Source organism: Microbacterium shimangi (assembly GCF_043556445.1).
Classification (GTDB): domain Bacteria; phylum Actinomycetota; class Actinomycetes; order Actinomycetales; family Microbacteriaceae; genus Microbacterium.
Window position 1 is genome coordinate 25,871 of record NZ_JBIGII010000004.1, and the last position, 11,745, is coordinate 37,615.

Annotated in this window: 12 protein-coding genes; 8 read left to right on the forward strand and 4 right to left on the reverse strand. The window is 70.4% G+C overall.

Annotated features, from left to right (window positions below):
• Positions 1-41 precede the first annotated feature (41 nt).
• The 4 genes from ACFXQA_RS07030 to ACFXQA_RS07045 are packed head-to-tail and all read left to right on the forward strand — an operon-like array spanning position 42 to position 4,288.
• The gene (locus tag ACFXQA_RS07030; RefSeq protein WP_394519110.1) at positions 42-1,361 is read left to right on the forward strand and encodes a class I SAM-dependent RNA methyltransferase; all 1,320 of its coding nucleotides are present in this window, start codon (positions 42-44) and stop codon (positions 1,359-1,361) included.
• Positions 1,358-2,020: a response regulator transcription factor gene (locus tag ACFXQA_RS07035; protein ID WP_394519111.1), complete on the forward strand. Its 663-nt coding sequence runs from the start codon at positions 1,358-1,360 to the stop codon at positions 2,018-2,020. The genes ACFXQA_RS07030 and ACFXQA_RS07035 overlap by 4 nt, the downstream gene beginning before the upstream one ends.
• Complete coding sequence (locus ACFXQA_RS07040; protein ID WP_394519112.1) at positions 2,013-3,266, forward strand: sensor histidine kinase; 1,254 nt, start codon at positions 2,013-2,015, stop codon at positions 3,264-3,266. Before ACFXQA_RS07035 ends, ACFXQA_RS07040 begins: the two co-directional genes overlap by 8 nt.
• Positions 3,260-4,288 (forward strand): hypothetical protein, encoded by a 1,029-nt coding sequence (locus tag ACFXQA_RS07045; RefSeq protein WP_394519113.1) that lies wholly within the window; start codon positions 3,260-3,262, stop codon positions 4,286-4,288. Before ACFXQA_RS07040 ends, ACFXQA_RS07045 begins: the two co-directional genes overlap by 7 nt.
• A gap of 277 nt (positions 4,289-4,565) precedes the next feature.
• On the opposite strand, the gene ACFXQA_RS07050 is transcribed toward ACFXQA_RS07045, so the two are convergent.
• Together ACFXQA_RS07050 and ACFXQA_RS07055 are read right to left on the reverse strand one after the other, a co-directional pair.
• Entirely contained in the window at positions 4,566-4,802 is a 237-nt protein-coding gene (locus tag ACFXQA_RS07050) for an acyl-CoA carboxylase subunit epsilon (protein ID WP_394519114.1), read from the reverse strand.
• A complete protein-coding gene (locus ACFXQA_RS07055; protein WP_394519115.1) occupies positions 4,799-6,406 on the reverse strand; it encodes an acyl-CoA carboxylase subunit beta in 1,608 nt (535 codons plus the stop codon). Before ACFXQA_RS07055 ends, ACFXQA_RS07050 begins: the two co-directional genes overlap by 4 nt.
• Positions 6,407-6,597: 191 nt before the next feature.
• Here ACFXQA_RS07055 and ACFXQA_RS07060 point away from each other — a divergent pair, with 191 nt between their 5' ends.
• The 4 genes from ACFXQA_RS07060 (at position 6,598) to ACFXQA_RS07075 (ending at position 10,326) form a co-directional block, all read left to right on the forward strand.
• A complete protein-coding gene (locus ACFXQA_RS07060; protein WP_394519116.1) occupies positions 6,598-7,392 on the forward strand; it encodes a biotin--[acetyl-CoA-carboxylase] ligase in 795 nt (264 codons plus the stop codon).
• A gap of 111 nt (positions 7,393-7,503) precedes the next feature.
• Positions 7,504-8,022 carry a PH domain-containing protein gene (locus tag ACFXQA_RS07065; RefSeq protein ID WP_394520204.1) on the forward strand — a complete coding sequence of 173 codons (519 nt, stop codon included), beginning with the start codon at positions 7,504-7,506 and terminating at the stop codon, positions 8,020-8,022.
• Positions 8,023-8,260: 238 nt separating this feature from the next.
• Complete coding sequence (locus ACFXQA_RS07070) at positions 8,261-9,397, forward strand: 5-(carboxyamino)imidazole ribonucleotide synthase (RefSeq protein WP_394519117.1); 1,137 nt, start codon at positions 8,261-8,263, stop codon at positions 9,395-9,397.
• A 35-nt stretch (positions 9,398-9,432) separates the two neighbouring features.
• Positions 9,433-10,326: a hypothetical protein gene (locus ACFXQA_RS07075; protein WP_394519119.1), complete on the forward strand. Its 894-nt coding sequence runs from the start codon at positions 9,433-9,435 to the stop codon at positions 10,324-10,326.
• Here ACFXQA_RS07075 and ACFXQA_RS07080 read toward each other — a convergent pair.
• Both ACFXQA_RS07080 and ACFXQA_RS07085 read right to left on the reverse strand, forming a co-directional pair.
• Positions 10,317-10,709, reverse strand: coding sequence for a PPOX class F420-dependent oxidoreductase (locus ACFXQA_RS07080; RefSeq protein ID WP_394519120.1), 393 nt, complete (start codon positions 10,707-10,709; stop codon positions 10,317-10,319). The genes ACFXQA_RS07075 and ACFXQA_RS07080 overlap by 10 nt on opposite strands.
• Before the next feature lie 24 nt (positions 10,710-10,733).
• Positions 10,734-11,657: an alpha/beta fold hydrolase gene (locus ACFXQA_RS07085; protein ID WP_394519121.1), complete on the reverse strand. Its 924-nt coding sequence runs from the start codon at positions 11,655-11,657 to the stop codon at positions 10,734-10,736.
• Between the last annotated feature and the right edge of the window lie 88 nt (positions 11,658-11,745).

An 11,745-nucleotide genomic window follows, 5' to 3' on the forward strand; every position in this document is an offset into this window, starting at 1 on the left:
GCGCGGTCGCCGACGCGGGCGCGACGTGAAAAGCTCGGGGGATGGAAACAGGAGATCTCGTCGACCTCGATGTCACGGGCGTCGCGCACGGCGGCGTGTTCGTCGCCCGCCACGAAGGACGCGTCGTGTTCGTCCCCGATGCGATTCCGGGGGAGCGCGTGCGGGCCCGACTGACCGATACGTCGAAGTCGTCGTTCTGGCGTGCCGATGCGCTGGAGGTTCTGGATGCTTCGCCCGACCGCCGTCCGCACGTCTGGGGAGCGGCCGACATCACCGTGATCCCCGAGCGTCGGGCGGGTGGTGCCGACTTCGGGCACGTCGATCTCGCACGGCAGCGTCTGCTCAAGCTCGACGTCTTCGGCGACGCGCTGCGGCGCATCGGCAAGTTCGACGATCTCGCCGTGTCGATGGAGGAGCCGCACGCGGCGACCGCCGCCGACGGCTCGGTCGATGCCGAAACGAGCGACGGCACCGGGTGGCGCACCCGGGTCGGCCTGCACGTCGACGAAGAGGGTCGCGTCGGCCCGTACGCTCCGCGCAGCAACACCGTCATCGAGGTCGACGACCTGCCGTTGGCGACCCCCGACATCGAGCGTGCCGCGGTGAGGCTCCGTTCGGGAGCACCGGGACGCGTCGATCTCGTGCAGCCTGCCGACGGGCGGGTGCGGGTGCTGGTCCGCCCCGATTCCGAGCGCCGCGCGCCCGGTGCACCCGAGGTCGTCACCGAGCGCGTCGGCGCGCGGGAGTTCCGCGTCGACGACCATGGCTTCTGGCAGGTACACCGCCTGGCCGCCCACACGCTCACCGAGATGGTGAAGTCCGAATTGCGCGCTCTGCATCCCGCAGACTCGACCGGACCGGTGATCGACCCGGAGGCGTGGCACCTCGACCTCTACGGCGGGGTCGGTCTCTTCGCCGCCGCGCTCGGCGACCTCGGCGGGCCCGCCACGCGCGTGACGTCGGTCGAGTCGGATGCACGGGCGACGGAACACGCCGGCGAGAATCTCGCCGAGTGGGTCGGTGCCCGGGCCGAGACCGCGCGGGTCGACCGCTACGTCGCACGGCTCGTGGCCGAAGCATCCGCTCGCGAGAAGGAGCGACTCTCTCGAGGTGTGGTGCTGCTCGATCCACCGCGTGCGGGTGCCGGCCGCGAGGTCGTGCAGAGCATCGCCGCCCTCGCCCCCGCCGTCGTCGCCTACGTCGCCTGCGACCCGGTGGCCCTCGCGCGCGACCTCCGCACCTTCGCCGACCTCGGCTACTCCGCGCGCCGCGGGGTGCGCGCGGTCGACCTCTTTCCCCATTCGCACCACGTCGAAGCGCTCGCGGTGCTCGAGCGCGACCCCGATACCATGACGACATGACGCGAGTCGCGCTGATCGACGATCACGAGTCGGTGCGACTCGGCCTCGAGGCCGCGTGCGCCGGCGAGAAGTCGACCACCGTCGTCTTCTCGGGGAGCAACGTCACCGAGTATCTGCAGTGGCGGCTCGCCGCCGGCGATGCGCCCGCCGACGTCGTCGTCCTCGACCTCACGCTCGGTGATGGGACCATGGTCTCGGAGAACGTGCAGAGGCTCGTCGGCGACGGCTCGAGCGTGCTCATCCACAGTGTTGCCGACCGCCCCGCGGCGGTGCGGGAGGCGTTGTCGTCGGGTGCTGCGGGGATCGTCAGCAAGGCCTCACCCATCTGCGAGGTCATCGGCGCGATCCTCACCGTGGCCCGCGGCGAGCTCTTGAACAACGTCGAATGGGCGAGCGCCGTCGAAGGAGACCGGGAGTTCGCCAACGCGCAGTTGTCTGTGCGCGAACGCGAAGTGCTGCGGCTGTACGCCGCCGGGCTTCCGTTGAAGGTCGTCGCGGAACGCCTCGGTGTCGCCTACTCGACCGCCAAAGAGAACATCACCCGTGTGAGGGTCAAGTACGTCGAGGTGGGTCGCCCCGCTCCCACGAAGATCGATCTTCGTCTGCGTGCGATGGAGGACGGCATCATCGGCCCCTCCGAGGGGGAGCGCCTTGGCTGAAGCGGGAAGGTCGGTGCTCAACGAGGCATGGGGGAGGATCCCGCAGACCCGTGAGACGGCCGCGGGGTACGGATCCTTCACCCGCACCCGCATCGAGCGCGTCAGTGAGCTGCTGATCGGGTCCGGGAGTTTCGTGTTCGCCCTGCAGGCTTTCGTCGCGGCCCTCGGGCCCGGCGACGAGCGCGAAGGCTGGCACCTCCCGCTGGTGGTGGCCGTCTTCGGGCCGCTGGCGGCCATGATCGTCGCGTGCCTGATCGGTCGCTTCGCACGTGTCTTCTCTGCCCTGTTCATCGTCGTCTACTTCGCTGCGCTGGCGCTGTGGCCCGCGGTCACGGTCGGTTCCCAGCCGATTCCGACCGAAGAACCGTGGACGTTCTACCTGCTCACCGTGGCGACCGCGGCCGCGGTCATCGCCTTCCCCCTCAGCCTGCAGATCGCGGCCACGATCGCCGCTCCTCTTCTGTTCGGTGTCACGCGGCTGGTGCAGGGTGGCTTCGACGACCGGTTCTGGGTGCCGGTCGGGCTCGACGTGTCGTTCGCGATCATTCTGGGGAGCGTCCTCGTCGTCCTCGGCTGGACCTACCGTTCGGTGGCGGCGAACGTCGACGAGACGCGCGCGCGAGCGGTGGCGAGTTATGCGGAGGCCGCGGCGGCCGCGGCTACCGAACGGGAACGCGTCGCAGTGGCGGCGCTGATGCACGACAGCGTGCTGGGCGCGCTTCTCTCCGCCGAACGCGCCGGAACACCCCGAGAGCGCACGCTGGCGGTGAGCATGGCCCGCGAGGCCCTCACCCGGCTCGCCAACGCCGAGAAAGATGCCTGGGAGGGCAGCGATGAGCCCGTCGACGCCGTCCGTCTCGCCGAAGAGATCGAGTCGGCCGCACGCGAGATGGGCATAGACACCGCCGTCGCTCGCAAGCTCGACGAAGACACACCGCGCGTGCCGGGGCGGGTCGCACGGGCGCTGGTGCTCGCCGCGATGCAAGCCGTCGCCAACGCCGTGCAGCACGCCGACGCGGTCGGGCTCGCGGTCGAACTCCGCGGGCGCGCCGAGCCCGGCGGGGTGACCGTACGGGTCCGCGACGCCGGGGGCGGCTTCGACATCGATCGGATCCCGGACGATCGACTGGGCATCCGCGGGTCGATCCAGGCGCGGGTCACCGCCGTCGGAGGCCGCACCGAGATCGAGTCGGGTTCGAGCGGGACCACCGTCACGCTCCACTGGGAGAGTGGGAACCGATGGTGACCGTTCGCGGAATCGTCTCGATCATCGGCGTCGCCTTCACGGCATACCTCGCCGCCCGCGGCCTGCTGCTGTCGGGTGCGGTCGACAACCCATGGCTCTACTACCTCGCGCTGCCGCTGTTCCTGATCGTCACGTGGTCGGTGATCTTCTGGGGGTACCGCTCCGGCCGCGGAGCGGCAGCGGGCGCGGTGCCGCGCGCGGTGCTTCCGCTGTGGCTGGCCCTCGCGGCCCTCGTCACCGCCGTCGTGGTGCCCAATGCGATCCTCTTCGCCGTCCCGGCGGAGTCGCGCACCCTCCCGTTCGCGACATGGTTCATCGGTGGCATCGGCGCCCTCACGACGATCGTCATGGTGCGTCGGCGACCCGTCATCGCGTGGCTGGGCGTCGGGTTGATGTCGGCGTCGGCGATCGTGTGGCTCGGCCCGCTCCCGGCGCTCAGCCTCGGTCTGCCCGGATCGATCGTCTGGGTCGCCGCGGCGCAGCTGCTGATGTACGCCCTCGACCGGGCAGCCCGAGACACCGAGCAACTGGCAGACCTGCAGCAGGCGGCCTCCGCGTGGCAGGCGTCGCAGGTCGGCCGTCAGCGCGAACGGCGCGTCCAGGTGCAGCGGGCACTTCAGGCCGCAGGCCCCGTGCTCGGCCGAACGATCGAGACGGGCGGAAACCTCCGGGCGGAGGAGCGGATCGAAGCGCGTCTGGCCGAAGGTCGTCTCCGCGACGAACTGCGGGGCAGGCGGTTGCTCGACGACGGGGTGCGCGCTGAGCTCGAGGCGGCGCGGCGCCGCGGGTCTGCGGTGACCATGTTCGACGAGGGCGGTCTCGAAGACCTCGACGACGATGCTCTGGCGATCGTGCGCGCCGAACTCGCCGACACGCTGCGCGACGCAGCATCCACTCGTCTCATCATCCGCACCTCGCCGCACGAACGGATCGCCATCACCGTGGTCGGGCGTTCGGGCGACGGCGAGAGCCTGTCCGACGAAGACAGCGTCGACCTGTGGCGCGAGATCTCCAGGCCCTGACGCTCGACGGCTACCCCTCTCTCACCGTCCCGGTAGGGGAGGGGTCCAGGACGGTGAGAGAGAAGAAAAAGGAGAAGGCGAGGGGCGGCGAAGCCGCCCGCCCCTCGCCTAGCGGACGATTACCCGAAAACCGTCCGCGAGACCGCACCTGGCTCGATACGAGCAGGGCGGCCGAACGCGTAATGCGTTCTAGCTCCTTTAGTATCCGCGACCCATAACGCCGTGTCTGTAGGTATTTCGGGGGACAAATGATTTGCCTCCGGCTCGAGCAGGCAGCTCAGCCGCTGAAGCCGCCCCAGCCGCGTTCGCGCGCCAGCGGCAGGCGGAGTCCGCGCGACGAGAGCTCCCAGCGGGAGCGTTTCGGAGTGCTCGGGGCCGGATCGGCCGATTCCGCCAGATAGGCGCCGCCGACCACCGCGATCAGCGCGGCGAGTTCTTCGTCGGTCGGGAGACCGCGGCGTACGTGGATATCGGGGGCACCCTCTTCGAGGGCGTCCTCGCGCGGGGTGCTCACAGGGGGATGTTCCCGTGCTTCTTGGCGGGGAGGCTCGCGCGCTTGCCGCGGAGGGCCCGCAGGGCTTTCGCGATCGATACGCGCGTCGACGCCGGTTCGATGATGCTGTCGAGCTCGCCGCGCTCCGCCGCGAGGAAGGGCGACGCCACGCTGTAGGTGTACTCGCTCGCGAGGCGCGCGCGCACCGCGGCGACGTCTTCGCCCGCCTCTTCTGCGCGCTTGATCTCGCCGCGGTAGAGGATGTTCACCGCACCCTGGCCGCCCATGACCGCGATCTCGGCGGTCGGCCACGCGAGGTTGACGTCGGCTCCGAGCTGCTTCGAACCCATGACGATGTAGGCGCCGCCGTAGGCCTTGCGGAGGATCACGGTGACCAGCGGCACCGTCGCCTCGGCGTAGGCGTACAGCAGTTTGGCGCCGCGGCGGATGACGCCGGTCCACTCCTGATCGGTGCCGGGCAGATAGCCGGGCACGTCGACGAGCGTCACGATCGGCACCGAGAACGCGTCGCAGAATCGCACGAAGCGGCTGGCCTTCTCGCCGGCGTCGATGTTCAGCGTGCCGGCCATCTGCGACGGCTGGTTCGCGATGATGCCGACGGTGCGTCCTTCGATGCGGCCGAATCCGATGACGATGTTCGGGGCGAACAACGGCTGCACCTCGAGGAACTCCCCGGTCCCCGATCCGGTCGGAGCGTCGACCACGCGGCCGATGACCGTGTTGATGTCGTAGGGCTGGTTGGGCGAGTCGGGGATCACCGTGTTGAGCGACCGGTCAGCGTCCGTCGTCTCGAATTCGAAACCCGTGTCGAAGACCGGTGCTTCGGCCATGTTGTTGTCGGGGAGGTAGCCCAGAAGCGTGCGCGCGTAGTCGATCGCGTCGTGTTCGTCTTCGGCGAGGTAGTGCGCGACACCCGAGCGCGTGTTGTGGGTATAGGCGCCGCCGAGTTCTTCCATGCCCACGTCTTCGCCGGTGACGGTCTTGATCACGTCGGGGCCGGTGACGAACATCTGGCTGGTCTTGTCGACCATGATCACGAAGTCGGTGAGGGCGGGGGAGTACACCGCACCGCCGGCGGCGGGGCCCATGATCAGCGAGATCTGCGGGATGACGCCGGAGGCTGCGGTGTTGAGGCGGAAGATCTCGCCGTACTTGCCGAGCGCGACGACGCCCTCCTGGATGCGCGCGCCGCCGGAGTCGAGGATCCCGATGATCGGGATGCCGCTGCGCAGCGCCAACTGCATGACCTTGATGATCTTGTCGCCGGCCGCCTCGCCGAGCGAACCGCCGAACGTCGAGAAGTCCTGCGCGTACACGGCGACGGTGCGCCCGTGGATCGTGCCGGTGCCGGTGACGACGGAGTCGCCGTAGGGGCGCGACTTGTCCATGCCGAACGCGGTGGTGCGGTGACGGACGTACTCGTCGAGTTCGACGAACGAACCCGGATCCACGAGCAGCTCGATGCGCTCACGGGCGGTGAACTTGCCCTTGGCGTGCTGCTTCGCCTGCGCCGCCGCCTCGGCGTCGACCACCGCCTCCTGGTACCTCGTGCGGAGGTCCGCGATCTTGCCGGCGGTGGTGGAATGGTCGGGCTGCTCTGTCACGCGTTCCACCCTAGCGTCGGGCCCCGCGCGGGCCTTGGAGGGTCGGCACAACGACTCGCCCGATCCCCTGTCGCTCGACGCACTTCGGTCGGGGCGAGGGCCATCGGTCGATGTCTCTCGACGGACGTGATCGCCGCGGTGCGGTGTCAAGAGCGGATGCTGCGCGCCGGGCGCCCGCGTAGGGTGACGGCATGCCGATCCCCGCCGAGGGCTACCCGCTCGCCGCCTCCATCAGCCCGCGCCTGCAGGTGGTCGAGACCACCGATTCGACCAACGCCGACGTCGTGGCCGCCGCCACCGCCGACCTCGAGAGCTGGCCTCACCTGGCCGCCCTGGTGACGACCGATCAGCGCGCCGGGCGCGGGCGGCTCGGCCGCGTCTGGACCGCACCGCCCGGAACGGCGCTCGCCGTGTCGGTGCTCGTGCGCGTCGAGCGCCTGCCCGCCGCTTCCCGCGGCTGGATCCCGCTGATCGCGGGTGCCGCGATGACCCGGGCCGTCGCCGCACAGCTCCGGGGCACGGGCAACACGGCGGAACTGAAGTGGCCCAACGACGTCCTGGTCGACGGAGCGAAGATCTGCGGCATCCTCGCGGAGGCGCTTCCCGGCACGATGGATGCCGTCGTCATCGGCGCCGGTGTGAACACGCGCATGACACGGGCCGATCTCCCCGTGTCGACGGCGACCTCGTTCGCCGCGATCGGCATGGAGTGCGACGACGACAAGCTCTTGGCCGACTACCTCGAAGCCCTCGACGAGCAGTTGCAGGCATTGTTCACCGCGGGCGGCGATGCGGCAGCGTCGGGCGTGCTCGGCGAGGTCGAGGCGCTGTGCGCGACCGTCGGCCGCGATGTCGTGGTCATGCTGCCCGACGAGCGCTCCCTCGAGGGGCGCGTTCGGCGGATCGATCCCGACGGGCGCCTCGTGGTCGTCGTCGACAGCGACGAGATCGCCGTCGCCGCCGGCGATGTGCAGCACGTCCGCTGAGTCCACCGCGAAACCGAAAGCCGGTGTTCCGCGTGGGGTCACCCTGACGTCGCGGGTGCGCGTCACAATGAGAGCGTGACCCAGCCGTCCACGATCGGGGGGCGCCCGCTCATGCCGGCGCCCGGTGCCCCTACGCCCGAGTTGCGTGTGGCACGCTTTCGTCCGCGTGCGTCGCGGTTGTTCTGGTCGTCCCTCGTGCTCATCGCGGTCGCGGGCGCCGTCGGCTTCTTCTACGGCAACCTGCGCGAACCTTTCGCCGATTGGATGCTGCTGACCGCCGCCGCGGCGATCGTCCTGCTGCTGGTCATCCTGCCGTTCGCGAGCTGGTTGGCGCACCGCTACACGATCACCACGCGACGGGTCATCGCGCGATCGGGGCCGTTCGGTCGCCGTCGCGTAGAGCTCTCGCACGTTCGCGGCTACACCGTGCAGCTGCGCCGCGGGGTGTTCCAGCGCATCGGTGGCGGGGGCACGCTCGTGCTCTCGAACGGCGTCGATGCGCCCCTGCGTCTGCGCCGCATCGCGAATGTGCACCTCGTCTACGAAGTGCTCGTCGACCAGGTCGAGGTCAACCAGATCCTGGCGCACCGCGACGCGCAGCCGCCCGCCGTCCCGCCGTTCCCCGCCTGACCGCCGCCCCGAGCTCCCCGCCTGACCGCCGCCCGCCGGTGCGCCCCGACTGCGGCCCCGACCCCCGCGCTCGATCGAGGCCCCCTCTCCGGCGCACTAACTCAGGCTGAATGGCGGGTCGTGCGCCCCACGCCCCGCAATCGCGGGGGGCCCGCGCCGGCATGCGACCACTGAGCCTGAGTCAGTGCAGACGCTTGTGCGAGAAGATGGGGCGGACGGTTTCGACAGAGGGAGTGGCATGACGCTGCGAGTCGGTGTGGTGGGCGGTGGCCAGCTGGCCCGGATGATGATCGCTCCGGCGGTCGAACTCGGCATCGAGTTGCGCGTTCTCGCCGAGGAGCCGGGCATGGCGGCCTCTCTCGCCGCGACCGCGGTCGGCGATTACCGCGACACCGACACGGTGCTCGCGTTCGCGCGCGACGTCGACGTCGTCACCTTCGATCACGAGCACGTTCCGCACCACGTACTGACGGCGCTCGTCGCCGCCGGCATCGCGGTGCATCCGGGGCCCGATGCCCTCGCCGTCGCGCAGGACAAGCTCGTGCTCCGAGCGCGGATGGCCGAGCTCGGGGCACCCCAGCCGGAGTGGGCGGCGGTCGCCGACACCGACCAGCTGCAGGCGTTCATCGACGACCACGGCGGGCGAGCGGTCGTGAAAACCCCGCGCGGCGGTTACGACGGTAAAGGCGTGCGCGTGGTCTCGGCCGGCACCGAGGCCGCTGACTGGTTCGCCGCGCTCGCCGAAGACGCCCGGGGCGGGATGCTGCTCGTCGAAGAACTCGTCGACTTCTCACGCGAGCTCGCGCAGCAGGTCGCCCGGACCCCCTCGGGCATGCTGCGGACCTACCCCGTGGTCGAGACCGTGCAGCGCAACGGCGTGTGCGCCGAGGTGCTCGCTCCCGCTCCCCGCGCGAGCGCCGCGCTCGCCGCCGCCGCGGAAGAGCTGGGGGTCGCCATCGCCGAGGGCATCGGTGTGACCGGGATGCTGGCGGTCGAGCTGTTCGAGACCGTCGACGGTCGGATCCTCGTCAACGAACTCGCCATGCGACCGCACAACAGCGGGCACTGGACGCAGGACGGCGCGGTCACCAGCCAGTTCGAGCAGCACCTGCGCGCGGTGCTCGACCTGCCGCTCGGCGACACCGCCGCGACCCGGCCGTGGACCGCGATGATCAACATCCTCGGTGGGCCTTCCGACGGCTCGCTCGACGGGCGTTTCGAGGCGGCCATGACGGCGCACCCGGCCGCGAAGATCCACACCTACGGCAAGGCCCCGCGGCCGGGCCGCAAGGTGGGGCACGTCAACGTCGCTGGGAATGATCTCGACGACGTCGTCTACGAGGCCCGCGCCGCCGCATCCGTCTTCGCCGACTGAGGGCGACCGCCCGCACGGTGTGGTTGCATCGGGAGGTGCCCGAGTCGACGTCGCCCTACCCGCTGCCGGAGAGATGGCGCATGTCGGCGGCGAAACCGATCCGCCGTGGGGTGGCGGTCGCGTGGATCGTCGTCGCGCTGGCGTTCGCCGGTGGGGCTTTCGCCGCGCTCCTGCGTGAAGACATCGGCGGAGCCATCGTCTTCACGGCTCTGTTCGCCGCGGTCGGCCTCGGGGTCGGCGTGGGTTACCAGCACGCGGGCGCCGAGAGGGGGCTGCCCCGATTCATCAACGCCGTGACGCTCTCTCAGGCGCGTGTACGTCCGCCCGACTCTTGGATCCACTTCTTCCGTGAGACCGGCCCGGGGCTGTGGATGGTCGCGTGCTTCGCGGGAACGGGGTTCGCCGCATCGACCGCGCTCGTCTGGGCCGGGGCGTTGGCCGTCGGGGATGGCAGCACCTGGGCTCTCATCGTGGTCGCGCCGCTGCTGCTCGGGGCGCTCATCGTCGCCCTCGCCGGGGGCATCGGCGTGCTGCTCCGATGGCGTCACGCGTCATTCGCGCGCCGACCCATCGGCATCTCGATCGGGCGGCACGGGGTCGTCCGCTATTACATCGACGACGTCGACGTGTGGCCCTGGGAGAGCATCACCGAAGTGCGCGCGACGGTATCGGCGGTCGACTCCCAGACGGGCGACTTCTCACCCGGGATTGTTCTCGGGCATGCCGCAGATGCCGACGGCCGCGTCGAGCACGAATACTCGCTCGACGGATACGAGGCCCACGCCTGGCTCATCTACACGGCGATGCGCTTCTGGGCAGAGCACGCCGAGCACCGGGACGAGCTGAGCACGACGTTCGCGCAGCAGCGCATCACCGGGTGGCGCGATGTGATGGGATCGGCCGCTCCGGCGCCGACGACTCAGCCCTGACCGCTGATGCTTTCGGCGGCGATCGTCAGAACGATGCGCTGCTGATCGCGCCCGCCGTACCAGGGGTACGGCCGTCCGGTGTACTTCTGCGAGAGCGCATCGATGTTCTCGGCGGCCCCCTCGGTCGTCATCGCGATGACGCGACCGCGCACCTGGATGTACCGGAACGGGTTCGCCGGGTCTTGGATCGCCACCGCTACGCGCGGATCGCGCTCGACGTTGCGCACCTTGACGTAGCCGACGACGGTGTTGATGAGCACGTGCTCGCCGTCGGTGTCGACCCACGTCTCGGTCACCTGCGGAGAGCCGTCGGGCATGATCGTCGACAGGAAGCAGGGGCTGGGCTTGCGCAGCAGGTCGAGCAGGGCATCAGGCAGGGTCATCGGGGTCTCCTCGGGGATAAGACCTCAGTCTCGCTCAGTCAGAGGTCGAGGCGGCCCGTCGGTGGGCTGGCGGCTCGCATCGAGTACGGTGCGCACCGTCTCGACGGTCAGCGCGACGTGCCGCATGTGCACGTTGTGGAACCGATCGCCCGAAAGCCGATGAACGGCGTTCGGGTAGCGGCGCGCGATCGCGTCGTGCATCGTGATCCACCCGCGGCCGTAGGTGCCGCTGGTCAGAAGTGCCACCGGGAGACCGCCCGGCGGCGCGCTGCGGAGCTCGACAGACGCCTCAGCGGTTCCCGGCAGGACGGCGCGCATCTCGTCGACCGCGTCACCGACGAACACGGCGGACACCGCGCGATCCCACTCGGCGCGGGCTTCGGGGGTGAGGGTCGAGAGGAACGGACCGCGGCCCGGGTAGTAGGGGAGCGCATTCTTCCGCACCAGCCAGGCGAAGATCCGCGACGGCAGCAGGCGCCGCGCGGCCGCGATGCTCTCGACGTAGAGGCGGTAGCCCCTCCGGCGCAGGCGATCGGCGCCGAGGAGGTCGGGCGTCGCGTCGATCATCACGAGGCCCGCGACGCGGTCGGGGTGCCGCGCCGCGTAGACCCGGGCGACGAGGGCGCCGAACGAGTGTCCCACCAGCAGCACCCGGCGGCCGGAAGCCAGGGCATCGATCACACCGCGCAGTTCGGCGACCATGCCGGCGACGGTGCGTGGCGACCCGGGGTCGCTGGCACCGATCCCGGAGCGTTCGTACGACACCACGCGCAGCTCGTGCGCCAGCGTCGTCTGCACCGGCAGCCACGATCGGGCGGTGTCGCCGGCGCCCGTGAGGATGACCACGACGGGGTCGCCGACCGCCGAGGTTCCCACGTCGAAGACTTCGATCCGTCTGCCGTCGATGTCGACGAACGCGGAGACGAGCGGGGAGAGGCGGCTGTCCATCGCCGAGGAGTCTAGGCACGCATCCGGAACCCCCTCATCACCGCGCCGTTGCGGGGATCTTCCAGACATGCGTCCTAGCCTGGTGGGC